Annotated in this window: 14 protein-coding genes and 3 rRNA genes; 2 read left to right on the forward strand and 15 right to left on the reverse strand. The window is 68.7% G+C overall.

The window, feature by feature from the left end; all coding sequences use genetic code 11:
- The first annotated feature begins 41 nt into the window (after positions 1-41).
- Positions 42-572, forward strand: coding sequence for a MarR family winged helix-turn-helix transcriptional regulator (locus ACKUU6_RS10805; RefSeq protein ID WP_407988281.1), 531 nt, complete (start codon positions 42-44; stop codon positions 570-572).
- On the opposite strand, the gene ACKUU6_RS10810 is transcribed toward ACKUU6_RS10805, so the two are convergent.
- Positions 475-1,404, reverse strand: coding sequence for an EamA family transporter (locus ACKUU6_RS10810; protein ID WP_407992093.1), 930 nt, complete (start codon positions 1,402-1,404; stop codon positions 475-477). The genes ACKUU6_RS10805 and ACKUU6_RS10810 overlap by 98 nt on opposite strands.
- A gap of 78 nt (positions 1,405-1,482) precedes the next feature.
- Here ACKUU6_RS10810 and ACKUU6_RS10815 point away from each other — a divergent pair, with 78 nt between their 5' ends.
- On the forward strand, positions 1,483-2,376 hold the full coding sequence (locus ACKUU6_RS10815; RefSeq protein WP_407988282.1) for a LysR family transcriptional regulator: 894 nt from the start codon (positions 1,483-1,485) through the stop codon (positions 2,374-2,376).
- Between the two features lie 26 nt (positions 2,377-2,402).
- Here the strand turns inward: ACKUU6_RS10815 and ACKUU6_RS10820 are convergent, their stop codons facing one another.
- The 14 genes from ACKUU6_RS10820 to ACKUU6_RS10885 all read right to left on the reverse strand — a co-directional run bounded on the left by ACKUU6_RS10820 (position 2,403) and on the right by ACKUU6_RS10885 (position 22,980).
- Positions 2,403-3,164, reverse strand: coding sequence for a ZIP family metal transporter (locus tag ACKUU6_RS10820; protein WP_407988283.1), 762 nt, complete (start codon positions 3,162-3,164; stop codon positions 2,403-2,405).
- Between the two features lie 414 nt (positions 3,165-3,578).
- Positions 3,579-5,225: a restriction endonuclease gene (locus ACKUU6_RS10825; protein WP_407988284.1), complete on the reverse strand. Its 1,647-nt coding sequence runs from the start codon at positions 5,223-5,225 to the stop codon at positions 3,579-3,581.
- 102 nt (positions 5,226-5,327) lie between these two features.
- Complete coding sequence (locus ACKUU6_RS10830; RefSeq protein ID WP_407988285.1) at positions 5,328-6,947, reverse strand: hypothetical protein; 1,620 nt, start codon at positions 6,945-6,947, stop codon at positions 5,328-5,330.
- A 377-nt stretch (positions 6,948-7,324) separates the two neighbouring features.
- Positions 7,325-7,981 carry a YigZ family protein gene (locus tag ACKUU6_RS10835; RefSeq protein ID WP_407988286.1) on the reverse strand — a complete coding sequence of 219 codons (657 nt, stop codon included), beginning with the start codon at positions 7,979-7,981 and terminating at the stop codon, positions 7,325-7,327.
- A gap of 92 nt (positions 7,982-8,073) precedes the next feature.
- On the reverse strand, positions 8,074-9,363 hold the full coding sequence (locus ACKUU6_RS10840) for a DUF6986 family protein (protein ID WP_407988287.1): 1,290 nt from the start codon (positions 9,361-9,363) through the stop codon (positions 8,074-8,076).
- Positions 9,364-9,451: 88 nt separating this feature from the next.
- Positions 9,452-10,963, reverse strand: a complete 1,512-nt coding sequence (locus ACKUU6_RS10845) for a DUF2637 domain-containing protein (RefSeq protein WP_407988288.1) — start codon at positions 10,961-10,963, stop codon at positions 9,452-9,454.
- Between the two features lie 156 nt (positions 10,964-11,119).
- A complete protein-coding gene (locus ACKUU6_RS10850; RefSeq protein WP_407988289.1) occupies positions 11,120-11,782 on the reverse strand; it encodes a LuxR C-terminal-related transcriptional regulator in 663 nt (220 codons plus the stop codon).
- Positions 11,734-13,152: a sensor histidine kinase gene (locus ACKUU6_RS10855; protein ID WP_407988290.1), complete on the reverse strand. Its 1,419-nt coding sequence runs from the start codon at positions 13,150-13,152 to the stop codon at positions 11,734-11,736. Before ACKUU6_RS10855 ends, ACKUU6_RS10850 begins: the two co-directional genes overlap by 49 nt.
- Before the next feature lie 218 nt (positions 13,153-13,370).
- Positions 13,371-13,487, reverse strand: a 5S ribosomal RNA gene (rrf, locus tag ACKUU6_RS10860).
- Between the two features lie 84 nt (positions 13,488-13,571).
- A 23S ribosomal RNA gene (locus ACKUU6_RS10865) occupies positions 13,572-16,693 on the reverse strand.
- 284 nt (positions 16,694-16,977) lie between these two features.
- Positions 16,978-18,501 (reverse strand): 16S ribosomal RNA (locus ACKUU6_RS10870).
- Together the 16S, 23S and 5S rRNA genes form the textbook arrangement of a ribosomal RNA operon.
- Before the next feature lie 681 nt (positions 18,502-19,182).
- Positions 19,183-20,706 (reverse strand): CoA-acylating methylmalonate-semialdehyde dehydrogenase, encoded by a 1,524-nt coding sequence (locus ACKUU6_RS10875; RefSeq protein ID WP_407988291.1) that lies wholly within the window; start codon positions 20,704-20,706, stop codon positions 19,183-19,185.
- Between the two features lie 227 nt (positions 20,707-20,933).
- Positions 20,934-21,446 carry a hypothetical protein gene (locus ACKUU6_RS10880; protein WP_407988292.1) on the reverse strand — a complete coding sequence of 171 codons (513 nt, stop codon included), beginning with the start codon at positions 21,444-21,446 and terminating at the stop codon, positions 20,934-20,936.
- A gap of 139 nt (positions 21,447-21,585) precedes the next feature.
- The gene (locus tag ACKUU6_RS10885) at positions 21,586-22,980 is read right to left on the reverse strand and encodes an NAD(P)/FAD-dependent oxidoreductase (protein WP_407988293.1); all 1,395 of its coding nucleotides are present in this window, start codon (positions 22,978-22,980) and stop codon (positions 21,586-21,588) included.
- Between the last annotated feature and the right edge of the window lie 14 nt (positions 22,981-22,994).

Raw genomic sequence — 22,994 nt, forward strand, 5'->3', positions numbered from 1 at the left:
CCCGATACCCTGGGGCCACCTACTGCCCGGGGAGCCTGCCCATGTCCACGTCGTCCGCGCCGTCTGCGCCGTCCGGGGCGACCGGGCCGTCCACGCCGCCCGCCGACACCGCTGCGGAGCTCGCCGACGCGCTGACCCGGGCCATGAAGCGGATCCGTCGGCAGACCATGGCGCGGCTGGAGCCGTACGGGATCACTCCTGGCCAGGCCCGCGCCCTGCGCACGCTCGCGCACGCCCCCGGGTGCGAGGGCCGGGAGACCATGCGGCTCAGCGAACTGGCCGAGCGCCTGCACATCGCGCCCCGCTCCGCGACCACGGTGGTGGACGCACTGGAAGAGGCCGGCCTCGTCGAACGGGTCCCCGATCCGGCGGACCGACGGGCCGTCAGGGTCGTGCTGACGGCGGCCGGCCACGGCGCACTGGAGCGGTTCGGGCAGGTCCGCCAGGAGGTCGCGCAGGAGTACTTCGGACCGGTCAGCCGACCGGATCAGGCCGCACTGCTGCAAGCGCTGCGGACCGCCGAGCTCGCCTTCGAGCAGAACCGGGCGGCCGGCCCGGGTCCAGCGCGGTGATCCCGATCCCGAGCACCACCAGCACCGTCGCCCCGACCGCGAGCGGGTCGAACCGCTCGCCGAGCAGCAGCCAGGACGAGGACATCCCGAAGACCGGCACCAGCAGCGAGTAGGGCGCCACCGCCGAGGCGTCGTACCGACCGAGCAGGTGGGTCCAGGCCATGAAGCCGAACAGGGTGGACCCCAGGCCGACGTAGAGCACCGCGCCGATCCCGGCCGGGGTGAGACCGGTCAGGGCCCGGCCGATCTCCGCCGGCCCCTCGAACAGCAGCGACAGGCCGAGCAGCGGCAGCACCGGGACGGCGCTCATCCAGACCATCCAGCGCAGGGCGTCCGGCGGGGCGGCCTTCCTGGTGAGCACGTTGGACACGGCCCAGAACGCCGCCGCCGCGATCACGATCACGAACGCGCCGACGGGGCCGTGCAGACCCCGGTCCGCGGCGGCCAGGACGATGCCGCCGAACGCGATGGCCAGCCCGGCGATCCGCCGCGCGGGCGGCCGTTCGCGCAGCAGTACAGCCGCGAACACCGCCGTGAAGACGGCCTGGCTCTGCAACACCAGTGAGGACAGCCCGGCCGGCATCCCGGCGTGCATGCCGAAGAACAGCAGCCCGAACTTCGCCACGCCGAGGGTGAGGCCGACCGCCACCACCCAGCGCCAGGCGACCTTCGGCGGCCCGAGGAAGAAGATCGCGGGGACCGCCACCACGGCGAACCGCAGGGCGCCGAACAGGAACGGCGGGAAGTGCTCGAGGCCGACGTGGATGACGACGAAGTTGACGCCCCAGACTGCGGCGACCAGGACGGCGAGGGCGATGTGACGGGGGGTCATCGGCATGGACCGAGCATGGCCCGGGCGACGATGTAGCACCAGCAAATAGTTCTTCACCAGATGCTTTAGCATCACTGCATGATGGATCTGGGGAGGCTCCGCGCGCTGCACGCGGTCGCGGTACACGGTTCGGTGGGCGGCGCGGCGGCCGCGCTCGGCTTCACCCCCTCGGCGGTCTCCCAGCAGATCGCCAAGCTGGAGCGGGAGACCCGGACGGTGCTGCTGGAGCGTCAGGGCCGGGGCGTGGCGCTCACCGACGCCGCCCGGACCCTGGCCGACACCGCGCAGCAGGTCCTCGCCCTGGTCGAACAGGCCGAAGTGACGTTGGAGGAGCAGCGCGGCGAGGCCGTCGGCCGGCTCGTGGTGGCCGCCTTCGCCACCGGCGCGCGCGGCATCCTGCCCGGGGCGCTCGCCGAACTGCGCGAGCGCTGCCCCGACCTGGACGTCCGGCTGCTGGAGGTCGACCCCTACCTGGCCGCCGACCTGGTGGCCAGGGGCGAGGTCGACCTCGCCCTCGTCCAGGACTGGCCGACCGTGCCGCTGCCGATCCAGGACGGGCTGTCCCGGCTCGACCTCGGCATCGACCCGGTGGACCTGCTGCTACCCGCCGGGCACCCGCTGGCCGCCCTCGCCGTGGTGCCGGTCGGACGCCTGCTCGGCCAGCGCTGGATCAGCGTGCCACCCGGCAACATCTGCCACGACTGGCTGGTCCGCACGCTGCGCGAGGCCGGTGAGGAGCCGGACGTGATCTACCAGGTGGGCGAGTTCGAGACCCAGATCGCGCTGATCGGTGCGGGCCTCGGGATCGGCCTGGTGCCCCGCCTCGGCCGCGCGGCCCTGCCGCCCGGGGTGGTCGCCCGGCCGGTGGTGCCCGAGCCCGCGCGCCGGGTGTTCGTCCTCTGGCGGACCAGGACCAGCCGCCGGCCTGCCATCACCGCGACCTTGCAAGCGCTCCGGCGGCAGTGGAGCTGAGGCCAGGTGAGCCGCCGTGAGTGCGGTCAGTCCGCGAAACCGATCACGAGCCACATGAAGCCCACCCCGAGCAGGGTGCAGAGCAGTGTGGAACGGGACGGGTGCGGGCTGTGCGCCTCCGGGAGGATGTCGGAGGTCGCCAGGTAGAGCAGGAAGCCCGCGAAGAAGCCGAGGTACAGGCCGAGCAGGTGCTGCGGAATGGTGAACGACAGGGTGATGGCCGCCCCGGTAACCGGCGCCAGTGCGTCGGCCGTCAGCAGGGCGAGGGCGCGGCGGCGGTTGTTCCCGTACAGCCGGGTGATGGTGTAGGTGTTGAAACCGTCCGCGAAGTCGTGGGCGACCACCGCGATGGCCACCACCGTGCCGACCGTGCTGCCCGCCTGGAACGCCGCGCCGATCGCGAATCCGTCCATCAGGCTGTGCCCCACCAGCGCACCCGCGGCCGTCAGACCGACCCCCTGCTTGCCGCTCTGCGCGGGACTGTGCGCATGGGCGTGCGAGTGGGCGGCGTACTCCCCCTCGTGACCGCGGTGAATAGCCACCGACCGCTCGACGATGTGGATCGCCAGAAAGCCGCCGGCGAACATCAGCAGCGCCTGCGGCACCCCGTGCAGTTCGCCCGGTGCGGCGTGGATCGCCTCGGGCAGCAGGTCGAACGCCACCACCCCGAGCATCAGACCGGCTGCGAACCCGAGCACCAGATGACGGCGGTCACCGGTGCGCTGAGCCACGAAACCGCCGAGCAGCGTCATCAGAAAGGCACCGGCGGAGACGAGCACCGCGGTCATCGAGGGCCTCCCGCACTCGCTCGTCGGATGTCCGACACCTTGCGGCCTCCGCCCCTGGACGTCAACCCACCGGCATTAGCGTGACGTGGTGTCAGCGGCCCACCGTCACCTGCGGGACCTTGAGCTGCACGGGTCTGTGCCGCAGGGGCCTGAGCCGCGTGAACCTGAGCTGCGCGGGCCTGTACCGCACGGGCCCGAGCTGAGTGGGGCCGGACGGCTGCGCGGTCCGCTGCCCACGGGCGCAGACGCCCGGCCCGGGACGTGGCTCGCGCCACGGCCCTACCGGCCAGCCTGCTGGGCGGCGCGTCGCAGTGCCCGCCGGACACGGCCGTCAGGGTGACGGCGAGTCAGCGGGTTCCGCACCGACGGCTGACCTGGGCGGTCGGGGTCGCGTCGGCCTCACCCGTCGGGCCGTCAGCCTCCGACCCCGAGCCGGAGCCCGAGGTGAGTGGCCGTCAGCTCGCGTACGCCGTCACCGTCCACCAGGTGGATCTGCTCCAGCTCCCCGGCCAGGTCGAGCGCCCGTTCGGAGAACCGGCCCGTGGTCAGCCGCAGCCCTCGGTCGGCCCCCTCCTCCCGGACCGCCTCCGCGAGCGTCCGCAGCTCGATGTCCTCCACCTGGCCACCCGCCCCACCCGACTCGTCGGGGCGCGACGCCCAGACCACCCAGCGCCCCGGCAGCGCGCTCCCCGGCTCCCCGGACCCGGTGGCGACCAGCCCGGACGGCCCGCGCAGCCGGACGCTCCACTCCGTCAGCCCACCCCTGGTCAGCAGCTCGCGGACCAGTTGGGCGAACTCGTTCGCCGACAGGTCGGCTGCCGACGGCACCGTACGGCTCGCCTCCGCGCTCGGCTCGACCGGCACCAGCCCGTACGGGTCGGGGGTCACCACCGCCGCCAACTCGCGCAGCCGCAGCAGTGCCTCGTCCTGCTCGGCGTCGGCGTACACGCCGCTGCCCTGCTCGGCGCCGATCACCGTCCCGGTCTCGCTCTCCGCTGCGGGCGGCAGCAGCCGGGTGCGGGCCAGCGCGTCCCGGTCCGCGTCCACGCTGAGCAGGCAGACGGGATCGGCCGACGGGCTGTCCGGGCTGCGCAGCCAGCCGTTGAGCACCACGCCGGCCAGTATGTCCTCGGTGTCCACCGCGTCCGCCGCCTGCAACGCGCGCAGTGCGAGCCGGGCCGCCAGCCGCAGGTAGTCGGCGGCCCGGTCGGCTGTCGGGCGCGGCACCGGCTCGACCTCGCCGTCGGCGCCCAGCCGGTAGCCGGCCAGCGAGGGGACCAGCTCCAGCGCCGGCAGATCGAGGTCGAGGACGGCGGTGCGCGTCAGTGGACGGAACACCGCGCGACAGGGGGCGGGCAGATCCTGGGTCGCGCCCTCCGCCGCGGCCAGCGCGCGCTCCAGCAGCGACTCGACCGCCGCCGGCTCGGCCAGCCGATAGGCCCGACGGCACTCCTCCAGGCTGTCGTTGTACTCCCGAACCGCCCGGGCCCGCGCCTGCTCCGCCTCCTCGTGCGCCCGCCGGGCGGCCGGCACCCCGCTGGCCACCGCCACCGCCCGCCGTGCGCGCCACTCGCGCAGGGCACGCTGATGTGCCAACCGGGCCTGGGCCAAGCCGCGCTGGTACCCGGAGTCGAGCAGCAGTCGGCCCGCCACCTGCGGCTCGGCCGGGGCGTAGTCCTCCCAGCGCGGCTCGGGGCCGTCGTCGGCCGCACCTGCCGCCGACCCGTCCCCGGCCTCGGCTTTCGCCGCCGGATACGGACGGGGCTCGTAACTCAGCAGCTGGCTCTCGAAGTCCATTGCCGAGACCGGCAGTGCGGCTCGGCGCAGCAGATCGGCGAGCTGCTCGTGCTCGGCCAGCACGGCCATCGTCCGCTGGTGGGTGAGGGCGGCCGCCCTGCCGTGCGCGGCGACCTCGTCGTCGGTGGCCGTGGTGGTGTTGGTGCCGCTGGCCCGGGGGGTGGGCACCTCCTCGCCGCCGAGGTCACGGAAGAGCGAGGCCAGGAAACCGGGTTGGAGGGTGGTCGCGGTACCGTCCGGCTGCCCCTCTGGTGCGTTCTGCATCGGTGGTCGTTCCCCCATGCTCGTCCGGTGTGCCGCTCGGCTGCTGCTGAGCATTCTCCACCGTCCGGCCCCCGCCGGTGGCCAAGACCCGTGACCCCGGCGTCAGTTGGTCCTGGTGTTGGTCAGGTGCAGGCCGATGTACCCGACGTAGATCCGACCGCTGCCGGAGCAGTCGTCCAGGTAGTGCAGCCGGGGTGCCGTCCGCCCGCCGCCGATCCGCAGGTGCGCGCCCATGAACGCGCGCCGGGAGGAGTCCACGCACTCCGGCACCGGGAGCATCCGCTCGCGCTTCCACTTGGTGTGGCTCTCCACCGTCCTCGACTCGCCGCGCACCGCCTTGCGCGGCGGGAACCGGTGACAGCCGGGCGGGGTGTGCTCGCACCACTGCTTGAAGTCGCCGCCCGCCTCGCCCCGCACGGCGGCGGCCGCGTACTCCTGAAGCGCCGTCAGGCCCTCCCACGTCAGCCGGGCCCAGCCGGTGCCGGCGTACTGGCCGTCGAGTGCCACCGCCTCCTTCTGGTCGCCGGTGAACTCCAGCAACGGGAACTCGGCGAACCGGCCGACCAGTTCACCGAAGCTGCCCGGGCTCCCGTCGCACGGCCGGACGGTGCAGAGCCGGCCGGGCAGGCTCAGCCCCGACGAGTGCCGCAGGCCGGACCGGTCGTCGTTGGCCGCGCTGAGGAAGCGCTCGCGGCGGCGCGAGCGGTGCAGCGAGTGCCGGACCCGCTGGAGCTCGTCGGCCCTGGCCTGCCGCTCGGCGGCGTCCACCTCCTGGTCCGTCCGCTGCTCGGTCGCCGGACCGACCGCACTGCGTGCCTCGGTCGGTGCGCGGTAGACCGGCACGGCGGCCAACAGTGCCGGCAGCGGCAGGTCGGTGGCGAGCCTGCGGGGCTCCCTGGCCAGCAACGCGGCGGCCCGCCGGACGTCCTCCTCGATCCGGTGCCTGGGCAGCACCGGGTGCCGCGCGCCGTCGACCCGGCAGGCCGGATCGATCTCGGGCAGGTAGGTGCGGACCGCGCCGCCGTAGACCTTGTGGTACTCCAGCGCGACGTTGAACAGCGGCAGCGCCTCGTGGTCCAGCAGGTGCAGCGAAGCCAGACCGGTCAGCTGCCGGGTGAGCGGCAGCAGTGTCTCGGTCACCCAGGCGCTGGGCGCGGTGGACGGGGGGAGGCTGGCCACCAGCACCGGCAACCGGCGCTCGGGATCGCAGAGTTCGTCGATCAGCGCCTCCACGTCCGCCGGGCGGACCAGTCGCGGGGCCACCCCGATCTGCGCCGGGCCGTCGGTCGCGTCGAGCAGCGGCAGCAGGGCCCGGGCCAAGTCCGGGACGGGGACCCGGCCGCCCGACCTGGGGGCTGATCCGGAGGCCAGGTACTCGGCCTCCAGCCGGACCTCGGTGGGGCCGTCCGGAGTGGCGGAGGCGAGGGTCAGGGTCAGCTGGTCGGTGCCGTGCGGGGCGGGGGTGCGCAGTCTGCGGCGGATGTAGCCGGGGCCGCCCTCGGGGTCGGTCGCGGGGGCACCCTCAGGGCCGGTCGTGCCGGCGGGCAGGTCACCGAAGTCGCGGTCCAGCAGGACCCGGTCCCCGAGACGCAGGCGCTCGGCCGGGAGGGCCAGGGTGTCCGGCGGGGGCTCGTCGTGGCCCTCCCGCTTGAGCCAGGCGGCCAGCAGCTGATCCGCCAGGGCGGCCACCTCGGCGCGGGGCCGTGGCGAACCGACCGTCATCCGATAGGGCGTCGGCTGGCCGAACCGGCCCGCCGCCTCGCCTGGTTGGCCGGCGGCGGACGCGGGACTCGAGGGCCGGGGTGGAGTTCGATCCGGTACGGTGCGCTGCGACGAACTGTGCTGCGGAGTCATGCGAGGTACCTCCCGTGGTGCGGCTGCTGAGGTCTGACGTCCTCCATCTACGGGGTGGTCGGTCGGCTCCGCACCGCCCGATACCGGTGCGGGTCCTTGCTCCAGGAAACGCCGATGCCCGGAGCGGAAGTTCCAACACCGGGCATGGTTAATTCGTTCGAGTGTCACTAGGTTTTCGCTCGGACCGGCTCTTCGGCGGTCGTGGCACCCTGTCGCCGCAGCTCCTGAGCGACACTCAGCGACGCTCAGGCGTCTCCCACCGGCACCTCGACGAAGTCCCGGCCGGTGGCCTCGGCGGCGGCCGAACCGCCGGTGACCTCCGCCAGCCAGGTGTGAAAGGCCGTCACCTCCGGCTCGGGTACGCCCACTTCGATCCGCACCCCGGTCGCCTGGTAGGTCAGCTCCCGCACCACGTAACCGGCAGCCCGCAGGTCGTTGTCGAGCCGCCCCGCCCTGGTGTGGTCGACCTCGACGGTCAGCAGCGCGACCGGCCGCCGCTCCAACAGCCCGACGGCGTCCACCGCCTCGGACACCGCGCTGCCGTACGCCCGCACCAGGCCGCCCGCACCCAGCTTGATCCCGCCGAAGTACCGGGTCACCACCGCGACGGTGTCGGTCAGCCCTCGCCTGCGCAGCACCTCCAGCATCGGGACCCCGGCCGTGCCGCCCGGCTCGCCGTCATCACTGGAACGCTCGCGCGGCTGCTCACCGCCGACCACGAAGGCGGTGCAGTTGTGCCGGGCGTCCCAGTACTGCCTGCGGATGCCGGCGATGAACGTCTGCGCCTCCGCTTCGTCGGTGACTCTGGCCAGGTGGCAGATGAAGCGGGACTTCTTGATCTCCAGCTCGTGCACGCCGGAACCCCGAACGGTCAGGTACGGCTTGGGGGTCGGTTCCGACATGGTGCGGGGGTTCTCCAGACACGCGAAAAGCCGGCAGGGACCAGGCGTCCCCGCCAGCTTAACGAGCGTTCCGGTTCGCTCCGACCCTGCCGTCAGCGACCTGCGAGCGCGTCCAGCTGCTTGCGGTCCAGGCCGGTCAGGGCGGTGACCTCGGCCGGATCGACAGCGCCGCAGTCCAGACCGCGCAGCAGGTAGCCGCTCAGCGCGCGGGCGGTGGCCGGTTCGTCCATCACGTCACCGCCGGCCTTGGCGACGTACGCGGCCAGCCTGGCCGAGGCGGCCGCCAGGCCCTCGCGGTAGAAGGAGTAGACCGCGACGTAGCGGGTCGGCAGGTGCGCGGGGTGCATGTCCCAGCCCTGGTAGTAGGCGCGGGCGAGCGACCGGCGGACCAGGTCGTGGTGGAGCTTCCAGGCCGCGTGCACCTGCTCGGTCGGCCCGGTCGGGATGACGTTGGTCGAACCGTCCGACAGCCGCACACCCGTACCGGCCGCCGCCACCTGCATGACCGCCTTCGCGTGGTCCGCGACCGGGTGGTCCATGCTCTGGTAGGCGGCGCTGACCCCGCAGGAGGCGCTGTAGTCGAAGGTTCCGTAGTGCAGGCCGGTGGCCCGGCCCTCGGCGGCCTCGATCATCCGGGCGACGGTGGCCCGGCCGTCAGCGCCGAGGATCGCCTGCGTGGTCTCGATCTGGATCTCGAACCCGATCCGCCCGATCGGCAGGCCGGCCCGCTGCTCGAAGTCTGCCAGCAGCCGGACCAGCGCGGTGACCTGCTCGGCGTAGGTCACCTTCGGCAGCGTGAGCACCAGGCCCTCGGGCAGGCCGCCTTCGGCCAGCAGGGTGGACAGGAACAGCTCCAGCGTGCGGATGCCGCGGTCGCGGACCGCCGCCTCCATGCACTTGATCCGGATGCCGATGTACGGCGGCGCGGTACCGTCCGCCACGGCAGCCGCGACCAGCCGGGCGGAGCGGATCGCGGCCGCGTCCTCCTCGGCGTCGGGGCGCGGGCCGTAGCCGTCCTCGAAGTCGATCCGCAGGTCCTCGACCGGCTCGCGCTCCAGCTTGGCGCGGACCCGGGCGTGCACGTCGGCCAGCAACTCGTCGTCGGCCACACCGAGCGCCTGCGCGAGCTGGGCGGGGGTGGCGGCGTGAGCGTCGAAGGCTGCCAGCGCCTGGGCGCCCCAGCTGCGTACGGTGTCGGCCTCGAAGGCGTCGGCCGGTACGTAGACGGTGTGCACCGGCTGGCGGCTGCCGTCGTCGCCGGGGTAGCGCCTGGTCAGCTCGGCGTCGACCGGGGCGAGCAGCGCCTCCACGGCGGCGCGGGCGGCCTCGGAGAACGAGGCGCCGCCCTCGGACTTGCTACCGTCCAGCTTGGCCTGCGACATGCCGAATCCTCCACGCCTTCAACAGATTGTTGATGCGAAGGTAACGGCGTCGTACTCGGGCCGTCAATGGCCGATCCTCCGGCGAACCTCAGTCCCGGCCCGCCGCGATGTAACGTTCCTCCAGGTGGGACCAGAGCCGCTCGACGTCCTTCGGGCTCACCGAACCATCCGGACGGCTGCCGACCACGCCGTACTCCCGGGTCAGGAACTCCGCGAGCCGCTGGGGATCCGGCTGGTGCTCGAACCGGTCCATGTACGCGGTCAGCGCCTCGTAGCAGAGCTCGGGATCGAGCGGCTCCGCCGCCGGCCGACGATCAGCCTCCACCGAACCGGCCACCGCCGGGTCCGCGGCCGTCTGCAGCTCCGCTTCCGCCTCCGCCACATCGTCGAAGGTCAGCGGCTCCGCGACAGCCGACGGCGCCAACTGCTCCAGCCGGACCGGGCGCTGACGGCGCGCCGGCTGCTCGACCGGCTCGTCCTCCGGGCGAGGCGGCCGGGGCGCCTTGAACCACGGCGACGGCTGCCCGGGCACCCGCGCCGTGTGCACCGGCTCGGTCGGCTGGGCATGCGACCGCACCGCGCGCGCCGTCCAGACGTTCAGCTCGGACTGACTCGGCGCCGACCGCTCCTCCGCAGCACCCTGCTCCTGCGCGTCCCGCAGCCGTAGGGCCGCCAACTTGGCCAGGGTCGGCCCGGCCAGGGCGGCCGCGACAGCGACCGGCGGCTGCGCTTGCGCCTGCGTCGGCTGCTGGGCCTGCGCTGTTGTTTGCGCCGGCTGCTGCGCTTGCGCCTGCTCGTGGGCAGGGCTGGTGACCTGTGCGCGCGGCTCGGCCGGTCCGGCGGCGCGGCCGTCGACCGGTGCCCCCGCCGCCTGGGCCGCGAGCGGAGCGGGCTCCAACTGCCCGACCGGGACAGCCTCCAGCGGCCCGTCGATCCGGTCCAGGATGGTCGGATCGAGCGGCACGCCGTACTTGGCGAGCTTCAACGGCAGCAGCGCCTGGAACGGCGCGGACCGCCGCCAGCCGCGCCCGTACCGGAACCGCAGCTGCGCCCGGTACACCAGCCGGTTCTGCTCCAGCCGGACCGTCTCGTCGTACGACCGCAGCTCCCAGAGCTTCATCCGCCGCCAGAGCCGGAACGTCGGCACCGGCGAGAGCAGCCAGCGCATCAGCCGGACCGACTCCATGTGCCGGTCGGCGGTGATCGCCGCGATCCGGCCCACCGCGTGCCGCGACGCCTCCACCACCACGACGAACAGCACCGGGATAACCGCGTGCATCGCCATGCCGAGCGCGTCGCCCCAGGACGCCGCAGCGTTGAACGCGATAGTGGCGGCCGTCAGCAACCAGGCCGTCTGCCGCAGCAGCGGGAACGGTATTCGCAGCCAGGTCAGCACCAGGTCCAGCGAGAGCAGCACCACGATGCCCGCGTCCACGCCGATCGGGAAGGCGTACGAGAAGGACCCGAAGCCCTTCTCCAGCGCCAGCTCACGCACCGCGTTGTAGGACCCGGCGAACCCGATGCCCGAGATCAGGCAGGCTCCGGCGGCCACCACTCCGAGCAGGATCCGGTGGGCGCGGGTGAGAGTTGGACGTGCCATTAGATGATCAACCCCTGGGGCTGGGAGTCGGCGGCTGCCGTACGCGACCGTTGCTGCCGGATCGACCCTTGCCGAGGAGCGGAACCACCGCACCAGCGACCGTCACGGCCCACCGGATACTACTCGCACGGGCGTTCCACCGCCGAAGCCCCCCGGCTACGAAACGTCCGCCGGGGTGCCGTTGAGGTGCGCCAACACCGCCTGGACGCGTCGATTGGCGTCCTCTGCCGGGGGCAGCTCCAACTTCGTGAAGATATTGGCAATGTGTTTGGCCACCGCACCATCACTGACGACCAGTCGGGCGGCGATCGCCGAGTTCGAGCAGCCCTCCGCCATCAGCTCCAGCACCGCCCGCTCCCGTGGCGACAGACACTGCAGTGGCTGTGAACGTGACCGACTGGCCAGCAGCTTGGCGATCACGTCCGGGTCCATCGCCGTACCGCCGGCCGCCACCCGGCGGACCGCGTCGATGAACTGGTCCGCGTTGAACACCCGGTCCTTGAGCAGGTAGCCGACCCCGCCCGTACCGTCCGCGAGCAACTCCCGGGCGTACAGCTGCTGCACGTGCTGCGAGAGGACGAGCACCGGCAGACCCGGAATCTCCCGGCGGGCCGCCAACGCCGCCTGGAGACCCTCGTCCGTGAGCGTCGGCGGCAGCCGGACATCGACCACCGCGACGTCCGGCCGGTGCTCCAGCAACGCGGCCAGCAGTTCGGGCCCGGTCTCCACCGCTGCGGCGATGGTGAACCCGTGTGCCTCGAGAAGGCGGATCAGCCCTTCTCGTAGGAGGTAGAGGTCCTCGGCGAGGACAACGCGCACGGCAACTCCATGGTGATGGTGGTCGGACCGCCCTGCGGACCGCTGAGCGAGAGAACACCGTCGAAGGTACCCAACCTCCGCTCGATCCCGCGCAGTCCGCTCCCCCGCTCCGGTGCGACACCGCCTCGCCCGTCATCCGTCACGGTGACCCGGAGCCACTCGGCGCGGTACAGGATGTCCACCCATACATGCCGGGCCCCCGAGTGCTTCGCGGCGTTGGCCATCAACTCGCTGATCGAGAAGTAGACCGCCGCCTCCACCGGGGCCTCCAGGCGGGCGGGCAGGCTGACCGTCACCTCGGTCTCCTGCGCGCTGTCCATCGCCAGAGCTCGCACGGCGTCGCCGAGACCGCGCTCCGCCAGCACCGGCGGGTGGATACCCCGCACCAGGTCACGCAGCTCCTGGAGCGCCTTCGCCGAGGACTGCCGAGCGTCGGCGAGCAGTACACGTGCCGCCACGGGATCGCTGTCCAACAGGTGCTCGATCGTGCCGAGGGTCATCCCGATCGCCACCAGCCGGGCCTGTGCCCCGTCGTGCAGATCCCGCTCGATCCGCCGCAGCTCGGCCGCCTGGTCGCCAACCGCCTCCGCCCGGGTCACCGTCAGCTCGGCCACCCGCCGGGTCAGTTGGATGTTCGACGCCCTGCCCTGGGGGTCGAGCACCCGCCGCGCCAGATCGGCGTGGAGGTTCAGTGCGTACGGCAGGACCGCCAGCGCCGCCAGCATCATCGCCGCGCTGAGCATGAAGGAGATCAGCAGCGAACCGCCTCCGGCCCCGGGATCGATCCCCCCGTAAGTCCGGCTGTCGAACAGAGCGGTGAACCCGAAGAGCGCGCCACCGATCAACAACCCGAGCACCGGAACGACCAGTGCCAGCACGGCCACCGGATTCACCACCAGCCAGACCATCTCGGCACGCGTGGTTCGATCCCGCAGCGACCAGTGCAACACCTGGGTGAACCGAGCGACGCTGCGGCTCCGGTGGTACGAGTAACCCGTCCACCAGTACCCGCGCGAATCCACCTCCAGCCCGGGCCGGGTGCTGTATGACACCGCCATCCGCACCTGGCACCAGCGCTCCACCTGGGACCGCGTCCACTCGGCGTTGAGCCGCACCGCCGGGGCTGCCAGCGTCAGGCCCGTCACACCGGCCAGAACAACCGCGACGAAGAGCCCCACCTCACCGTCGTCCAGCACGGTTACCGCCACCCCGCCGGCCAGCAGCGCTGCGAGGAACGGCATCACCACGCCTGGCACGGAGCTGATGAGGACCGCGACGGCCCAGCCGAGTGACCGGAACCCCGACCTGAACAACGCCCTGACCGGCTCGGTCAACGAGGCGGAGCTCTTCGGGGGGCTGACGGTTGTCACCGTGGACTCCTGTGGGGCTGAGACTGCTGGCTCGACTGACAGGCACCAGTGTTGCCCGAGGTGCCGCGTGCTGGCACTGGCCGCTTCTCCCTACTTCGGGGTGGACCTACCACCACCCCCGGGCGGGTGTTCTCTCCCTGGCAGGTCGCTGATCGGATCTGGTCCGGAAATGCAGAAAGCCCCGCCGGGAGACCCGGCGGGGCTTTCTGTGAATGATTGTTCGGCGGCGTCCTACTCTCCCACAGGGTCCCCCCTGCAGTACCATCGGCGCTATGAGGCTTAGCTTCCGGGTTCGGAATGTAACCGGGCGTTTCCCTCACGCTATGACCACCGAAACACTATGAAACTGTCAACCGCACCCCACCGTGACCATGGCAGGGGGTCGTTGTTTCAGAACAACACAGTGGACGCGAGCAACTGAGGACAAGCCCTCGGCCTATTAGTACCGGTCAGCTCCACCCCTTACAGGGCTTCCACATCCGGCCTATCAACCCAGTCGTCTACTGGGAGCCTTACCCTCTCAAGGAGGTGGGAATATTCATCTCGAAGCAGGCTTCCCGCTTAGATGCTTTCAGCGGTTATCCCTCCCGAACGTAGCCAACCAGCCATGCCCTTGGCAGAACAACTGGCACACCAGAGGTTCGTCCGTCCCGGTCCTCTCGTACTAGGGACAGCCCTTCTCAATATTCCTACGCGCACAGCGGATAGGGACCGAACTGTCTCACGACGTTCTAAACCCAGCTCGCGTACCGCTTTAATGGGCGAACAGCCCAACCCTTGGGACCTACTCCAGCCCCAGGATGCGACGAGCCGACATCGAGGTGCCAAACCATCCCGTCGATATGGACTCTTGGGGAAGATCAGCCTGTTATCCCCGGGGTACCTTTTATCCGTTGAGCGACGGCGCTTCCACAAGCCACCGCCGGATCACTAGTCCCGACTTTCGTCCCTGCTCGACCCGTCGGTCTCACAGTCAAGCTCCCTTGTGCACTTACACTCAACACCTGATTGCCAACCAGGCTGAGGGAACCTTTGGGCGCCTCCGTTACTCTTTAGGAGGCAACCGCCCCAGTTAAACTACCCACCAGACACTGTCCCTGATCCGGATCACGGACCCAGGTTAGACATCCAGCACGACCAGAGTGGTATTTCAACGACGACTCCACGACAACTGGCGTTGCCGCTTCAAAGTCTCCCACCTATCCTACACAAGCCGAACCGAACACCAATATCAAGCTATAGTAAAGGTCCCGGGGTCTTTCCGTCCTGCTGCGCGAAACGAGCATCTTTACTCGTAATGCAATTTCACCGGGCCTATGGTTGAGACAGTCGAGAAGTCGTTACGCCATTCGTGCAGGTCGGAACTTACCCGACAAGGAATTTCGCTACCTTAGGATGGTTATAGTTACCACCGCCGTTTACTGGCGCTTAAGTTCTCAGCTTCGCCAACCCGAAGATTGACTAACCGGTCCCCTTAACGTTCCAGCACCGGGCAGGCGTCAGTCCGTATACATCGCCTTACGGCTTCGCACGGACCTGTGTTTTTAGTAAACAGTCGCTTCTCGCTGGTCTCTGCGGCCGGCCCCAGCTCAGAGTGCAAGACTCATCACCAGTTCCGGCCCCCCTTCTCCCGAAGTTACGGGGGCATTTTGCCGAGTTCCTTAACCATAGTTCACCCGAACGCCTCGGTATTCTCTACCTGACCACCTGAGTCGGTTTGGGGTACGGGCCGCCATGAAACTCGCTAGAGGCTTTTCTCGACAGCATAGGATCATCCACTTCACCACAATCGGCTCGGCATCAGGTCTCAGCCTTAATGAGTGACGGATTTGCCTATCACTCGGCCTACACCCTTACCCCGGGACAACCACCGCCCGGGCTGGACTACCTTCCTGCGTCACCCCATCGCTCACCTACTACCCTGTTGGGTCACCGGCTCCACCACGTCCCTTTGTCCGAAGACTCCGGGCCGGCTTCACGGGCTTAGCATTCAGAGGTTCGACGTTGGCGCTTCAAAGCGGGTACGGGAATATCAACCCGTTGTCCATCGACTACGCCTGTCGGCCTCGCCTTAGGTCCCGACTTACCCTGGGCAGATCAGCTTGACCCAGGAACCCTTGGTCAATCGGCGCAAGAGTTTCCCACTCTTGTATCGCTACTCATGCCTGCATTCTCACTCGTGAACCGTCCACAACTGGATTCCTCCGCTGCTTCACCCGGCACACGACGCTCCCCTACCCATCACAGCCCCCGTTGGGGGTATTGCTGCAATGACACGACTTCGGTGGTGTACTTGAGCCCCGCTACATTGTCGGCGCGGAATCACTTGACCAGTGAGCTATTACGCACTCTTTCAAGGGTGGCTGCTTCTAAGCCAACCTCCTGGTTGTCTCTGCGACTCCACATCCTTTCCCACTTAGCACACGCTTAGGGACCTTAGTCGGTGTTCTGGGCTGTTTCCCTCTCGACCATGGAGCTTATCCCCCACAGTCTCACTGCCACGCTCTCACTTACCGGCATTCGGAGTTTGGCTAAGGTCAGTAACCCGGTGAGGCCCATCGCCTATCCAGTGCTCTACCTCCGGCAAGAAACACGTGACGCTGCACCTAAATGCATTTCGGGGAGAACCAGCTATCACGGAGTTTGATTGGCCTTTCACCCCTAACCACAGGTCATCCCCCAGGTTTTCAACCCTGGTGGGTTCGGTCCTCCACGAAGTCTTACCTCCGCTTCAACCTGCCCATGGCTAGATCACTCCGCTTCGGGTCTTGGGCATGCAACTGTACCGCCCTATTCGGACTCGCTTTCGCTACGGCTACCCCACACGGGTTAACCTCGCTACACACCGCAAACTCGCAGGCTCATTCTTCAAAAGGCACGCAGTCACGAGACACACAGCAAGCTGCATGTCCGACGCTCCCACGGCTTGTAGGCACACGGTTTCAGGTACTATTTCACTCCGCTCCCGCGGTACTTTTCACCATTCCCTCACGGTACTATCCGCTATCGGTCACTAGGGAATATTTAGGCTTAGCGGGTGGTCCCGCCAGATTCACACGGAATTTCTCGGGCTCCGTGCTACTTGGGAGAAGCTCAAGTGAGCCGCACAGATTTCGTCTACGGGGGTCTTACCCTCTACGCCGGACCTTTCGCATGTCCTTCGACTATCCATACGGTTTCTGACTCACCGACCGGCCGGCAGACCAATCAAGAACTTTCCCACGACCCCGCTCTGGCAACCCCTGCCGGGTCTCACACCAAAACGGTTTAGCCTCATCCGGTTTCGCTCGCCACTACTCCCGGAATCACGGTTGTTTTCTCTTCCTGAGGGTACTGAGATGTTTCACTTCCCCTCGTTCCCTCCACACACCCTATGTGTTCAGGTGCGGGTGACAGCCCATGACGACTGCCGGGTTTCCCCATTCGGAAACCCCCGGATCAAAGCCTGGTTGACGGCTCCCCGGGGACTATCGTGGCCTCCCACGTCCTTCATCGGTTCCTAGTGCCAAGGCATCCACCGTGCGCCCTTAAAAACTTGGCCACAGATGCTCGCGTCCACTGTGCAGTTCTCAAACAACGACCAGACACCCACCCTCGGCACCCCTGACAGGATGTCCTCAAGTAGGACCGGCACTGAAGCAACAGCCTCACGGCCGTTCCCTCAGGACCCAACAACGTGCCCGACACACCCGCCCTCACCGACCCACTTTCCACGCCGAAGCAGTACTTGTGAGGCCAACAGACCGTGTGTGCCGAATAGTCAACGTTCCACCCATGAGCAACCAACCGAGAGCATTCGTCTCGGTCTGGCTATGTGCTCCTTAGAAAGGAGGTGATCCAGCCGCACCTTCCGGTACGGCTACCTTGTTACGACTTCGTCCCAATCGCTGGTCCCACCTTCGACGGCTCCTCCCCTTACGGGTTAGGCCACCGGCTTCGGGTGTTACCGACTTTCGTGACGTGACGGGCGGTGTGTACAAGGCCCGGGAACGTATTCACCGCAGCATGCTGATCTGCGATTACTAGCAACTCCAACTTCATGGGGTCGAGTTGCAGACCCCAATCCGAACTGAGGCCGGCTTTTTGGGATTCGCTCCGCCTCGCGGCATCGCAGCCCTTTGTACCGACCATTGTAGCACGTGTGCAGCCCAAGACATAAGGGGCATGATGATTTGACGTCGTCCCCACCTTCCTCCGAGTTGACCCCGGCAGTCTCCTGTGAGTCCCCATCACCCCGAAAGGCATGCTGGCAACACAGAACAAGGGTTGCGCTCGTTGCGGGACTTAACCCAACATCTCACGACACGAGCTGACGACAACCATGCACCACCTGTATACCGACCACAAGGGGGCGACTATCTCTAGCCGTTTCCGGTATATGTCAAGCCTTGGTAAGGTTCTTCGCGTTGCGTCGAATTAAGCCACATGCTCCGCTGCTTGTGCGGGCCCCCGTCAATTCCTTTGAGTTTTAGCCTTGCGGCCGTACTCCCCAGGCGGGGAACTTAATGCGTTAGCTGCGGCACCGACGACGTGGAATGTCGCCAACACCTAGTTCCCAACGTTTACGGCGTGGACTACCAGGGTATCTAATCCTGTTCGCTCCCCACGCTTTCGCTCCTCAGCGTCAGTAATGGCCCAGAGATCCGCCTTCGCCACCGGTGTTCCTCCTGATATCTGCGCATTTCACCGCTACACCAGGAATTCCGATCTCCCCTACCACACTCAAGCCTGCCCGTATCGAATGCAGACCCGGGGTTAAGCCCCGGGCTTTCACAACCGACGCGACAAGCCGCCTACGAGCTCTTTACGCCCAATAATTCCGGACAACGCTCGCACCCTACGTATTACCGCGGCTGCTGGCACGTAGTTAGCCGGTGCTTCTTCTGCAGGTACCGTCACTTGCGCTTCTTCCCTGCTGAAAGAGGTTTACAACCCGAAGGCCGTCATCCCTCACGCGGCGTCGCTGCATCAGGCTTTCGCCCATTGTGCAATATTCCCCACTGCTGCCTCCCGTAGGAGTCTGGGCCGTGTCTCAGTCCCAGTGTGGCCGGTCGCCCTCTCAGGCCGGCTACCCGTCGTCGCCTTGGTAGGCCATTACCCCACCAACAAGCTGATAGGCCGCGGGATCATCCTGCACCGCCGGAGCTTTCCACCAACCCCCATGCAGAGGAAGGTCATATCCGGTATTAGACCTCGTTTCCAAGGCTTGTCCCAGAGTGCAGGGCAGATTTCCCACGTGTTACTCACCCGTTCGCCACTAATCCACTCCGAAGAGCTTCATCGTTCGACTTGCATGTGTTAAGCACGCCGCCAGCGTTCGTCCTGAGCCAGGATCAAACTCTCCGTGAATGTCTGCGAGTAATCTCGCGAGCCACTCGCGTTGAGCGGCACGGCAACCACCGGAATAGGCGGCCCCGCGCACTGCGTCCTCGCTAGTGTTTTACTTCATAAAGGAATCTCCAACCCCACAAAGTGAGGCCGGGGATGTCAACATATCTGGCGTTGACTTTTGGCACGCTGTTGAGTTCTCAAGGAACGTACACTTCCTTCGAGCCGCTTATCAGGCGGACCCTCCGGGCGCTTCGTTCGTTCTTTCGTGTTTCGAGCTTATCAGATGTTTTCCGCTCCGTTTTCCCGGAGTCTCACTCACCCAACTCGCCCTCGTCCTCCGGAACCTGACGGCCCGTCCGACGTTTCAAACTCTAGCCGATCCCCGCTCCTGAAAGCGAATCCAACCGCAATCCATATAAACGCACACGGCAAATAGACCCGGCCCGCAAAAAAGCGCGAACCAGTTCGACCAGAAGATGTGTCCAGAGGATTGGCCACCCCGGGACCGTCCGCGCCGATGCGTGTCCGGTGCTCCCTGCCGAGCGACTAGAGAACACTACCCCCGTCTGGGTCCTGCCGCAAATCACCCACCCTGACCACCCGCAGCCCAACCCACACAACCCACCCCATTGGCTCCCACACATGACAACGGCGGCCCACACCGATACCGGTGCGGACCGCCGTCATGACGTTCGAAGCTCAGGAGTTGGTCGGGAAGCCCAGGTTGATCCCGCCGTGCGAGGGGTCCAGCCAACGCGAGGTGACGGCCTTGCCGCGGGTGAAGAACTGGACGCCGTCCGGGCCGTAGGCATGGGTGTCGCCGAACAGCGAAGCCTTCCAGCCGCCGAAGGAGTAGTAGGCGACCGGGACCGGGATCGGCACGTTGATGCCGACCATGCCGACCTCCACCTCGTGCTGGAAGCGCCGGGCGGCGCCGCCGTCGTTGGTGAAGATGGCGGTGCCGTTGCCGTACGGGTTGCTGTTGATCAGCTCCACGCCCTCCTGGTAGGAGGCGACCCGCACGACCGACAGCACCGGGCCGAAGATCTCGTCGTTGTAGACCGACATGCCGGGCTTGACGTGGTCGAACAGGGTCGGGCCGAGCCAGAAGCCGTCGGCCGTAGGGGTGCCGGCGGTGTCCTCTCCCGCGATCGCGTGCTTTCGGCCGTCCACCGCGAGCTCGGCGCCGTCGGCGAGGCCGGACTCGACGTACGAGGTGACCTTGTCGCGGTGCTGGCCGGTGACCAGCGGGCCCATCTCGCTCTCGCCGTTGCAGCCGGGGCCGACCTTGAGGGTGGCCATCCGCTGCTTGATCTTGTCGACCAGCTCGTCACCGATCGGGTCCACCGCGACCAGGACGGAGACCGCCATGCACCGCTCGCCGGCCGCGCCGAAGCCGGCGTTGATGGCGGCGTCGGCGCTCAGGTCGAGGTCGGCGTCGGGGAGCACCAGCATGTGGTTCTTGGCGCCGCCGAGGGCCTGGACGCGCTTGCCGTACCGGGTGCCGGTCTCGTAGACGTAGCGGGCGATCGGGGTGGAGCCGACGAAGCTGACGGCCTTGATGTCCGGGTGCTCCAGCAGGCGGTCGACCGCGACCTTGTCACCGTGAACGACGTTGAAGACGCCGTCCGGCAGCCCGGCCTCCTTCCAGAGCTCGGCCATGAAGTTGGCGGCCGAGGGGTCCTTCTCGGAGGGCTTGAGGACGACGGTGTTTCCGGCCGCGATGGCGATCGGGAAGAACCACATCGGCACCATGGCCGGGAAGTTGAACGGCGAGATGATCGCGACCGGGCCGAGCGCCTGGCGGATCGAGTAGACGTCGATGCCGGTGGAGGCCTGCTCGGTGAAGCCGCCCTTCACCAACTGCGGGATGCCGCAGGCGTACTCGATCACCTCCTGGCCGCGGGCCAGCTCGCCGAGGGCGTCGGAGTGCACCTTGCCGTGCTCGGAGACGATGATCGAGGCCAGCTCGTCCTTGCGGGCGTTGAACAGCTCGCGGAAGGCGAAGAGCACCTGGGTGCGCTTGGCGATCGAGGCGTGCCGCCACTCGCCGAAGGCGGAGGCGGCCGCGGCCACGGCCTGGTCGACCTCGGCGATCGAGGCGAAGTCCACCTGCCCGGTGACCTGACCGGTGGCCGGGTCGAAGATGTCGCCGCGACGCGGGGCCGAGCCGGCGGTGGCGACGGCGGCGCCGTCGATCCAGTGGGTGATGTGCTTGCTCAAGGTCGTCTGCCTCCGAAGTCCGTTCGGCGCCTCGGCCGACGGTCCCTGTACGGCGCCGCCGGCATCGGCCGGGCGGCGGGATCACGGGCTACCGCGCTCGTTCTCCAGTCTGCTCACGGTCGCGCCCAGGCTCAACGAACAGGCTGACGGGGATTGGAGATTCAGCCTTACAGGTCGTCACCGCCTCACCTCCGGCAGGGACGTTTCTGCTTCCCGCCCCGGACCCCTCACCGCAGCCGGGCCGCCACCTCGTGCAGGGCCAGCTCCAGCACCGCCGGGTCGGTCAGCCGCCCCGAACCGTCCGGTGGGGCCAGCCAACGCAGCCCCCGCCCGGCCCCGGCCGGGTGCGGCAGCGCCACCCAGGTACCGCTCCCCGCGCTCCGCACTCCGGTGCCGATCCACCGCGCCGCGGTGCCCACCGGCACCAGGAAGCCGAGCTGCCCGTCCGCGAAGTCCGCGTACACCGGCCCGCCCCCGGGCCGCCGGGAAAGCCGGTCACGCTCGGCGACCAGGTCCCGTCCAGCGGCCAGGTCCCGCCCGGGGCCCAGGTCCGGCCGGGAGAGCAGCTCGAAGGCCGGGTGCCCCAACCCGCCAGGGACCAGCAACACGTCCCAGAGCCGCCCGGCCGGGAGCAGCATGGCGCCCCGCCCGCTGCCCTCCCACTCCCCGCGGCAGGCGTGCGGATCGGGCGCGGCGGCGGCCAGCCAGTCGACCGCCCGGCCGCCAGGGGTGCTCTCCATCGGTCGTCCTCCTCATCGGATACCTGTCACGAGGGAGAGGAGCGGAGCACCGGTCTCTTACACACATACGCCTACACACATACGGCAGAAGGCGGGGCGCCCCGTCGAAACGGAACGCCCCGCCCCTGCCGGTACCTCGTCAGCTGTCGAAGCCCAGTCCCATCCGGTCCAGCGTGCGCAGCCACAGGTTGCGGTGGCCGCCGCGCCGGTCGGCGCGGTCCAGCGACCACTTGGTCATCTCGATCCCGGCCCAGCGCACCGGCTCGGGCGGGAACGGCAGCGGCTTGCTGCGCACCATCTCCAGCGCCGTACGCTCCGTCAGCTCGCCCGCCAGCAGGTCGAGCATCACCTCGGCGCCGTATCGGGTGGCGCCCACGCCGAGGCCGGTGAAGCCGGCCGCATAGGCGACCCGGCCCCGGTAGGCCGTGTCGAAGAACGCCGAGAACCGGGTGCAGGTGTCGATCGCCCCGCCCCAGGCGTTGGTGAAGCGGACGCCGTCCAACTGCGGGAAGGTCTGGAAGAACTGCCGCGCCAGGGTGCTGAAGGTCTCCGGGCGCTGGTCGTGCTCGGCCTGCACCTTGCTGCCGAAGTGGTAGACGGTGTCGTAGCCGCCCCACAGGATGCGGTTGTCGGCGGAGAGCCGGAAGTAGTGGAACTTGTTGGCGGTGTCGCTCAGCCCCTGCCGCCCGGTCCAGCCGATCGAGGCGAGCTGCTGCTCGGTGAGCGGCTCGGTCATCAGGGCGTAGTCGTACACGGGGACGATGTACGGCCTGACCCGCTTGACCAGCGAAGGGAAGACGTTGGTGCCGAGCGCGACCCGGCGGGCGAAGACCCGGCCGTACGGCGTGCGGACGGCCATGCCGCTGCCGTGCTCGGCGAGCGCGAGGCCCTTGGTCCGTTCGAAGATCCGGACGCCCTGGGCGAGGCAGGCGTCCCGGAGGCCCCAGGCGAGCTTGGCGGGGTGCAGCATGGCCACCCCGTCCCTGTCCCAGACGCCGCCCAGGAAGGTGGGCGAGTCGATCTGCTCGCGGAGCTGGTCGGCGTCCAGGAAGGTGAGTTCGCCGCCGTACTCGGCGACCGCCTCGGCCATCTCGCGCAGCTCGGCCAGCTGGTGCGGCTGGGTGGCGACGTCGATCTCGCCGGTGCGCTCCCACTCGCAGTCGATGCCGTACTGCTTGATCGCGGTCTCGATCGCGTTCAGGTTCGCCTGGCCCTGGCGCTCCAGCTCGGCCAGTTCGCCGGGCCAGCGCTGGAGGCCGTTGCCGAAGCCGTGGGTGAGGCTCGCGGCGCAGAAGCCGCCGTTGCGCCCGGACGCCGCCCAGCCGATCTCGTTCCCCTCGATCAGGACGACGTCCAGCGAGGGGTCGCGCTCTTTGGCGATCAGGGCCGTCCAGAGTCCGGAGTAGCCGCCGCCGACCACCAGCAGGTCGCACCTGGTGTCCCCCACCAGGGCCGGGAGGGCGTCCGGGCGGCCCGGGTCCTCCAGCCAGAAGGGGGTCGGTCGGGCATCACTGAGCGCACGGGCGGAGTCCATGCCTATCAGCTACT

Origin of the sequence: Kitasatospora sp. CMC57, assembly GCF_045866025.2 — a bacterium.
GTDB lineage: Bacteria > Actinomycetota > Actinomycetes > Streptomycetales > Streptomycetaceae > Kitasatospora.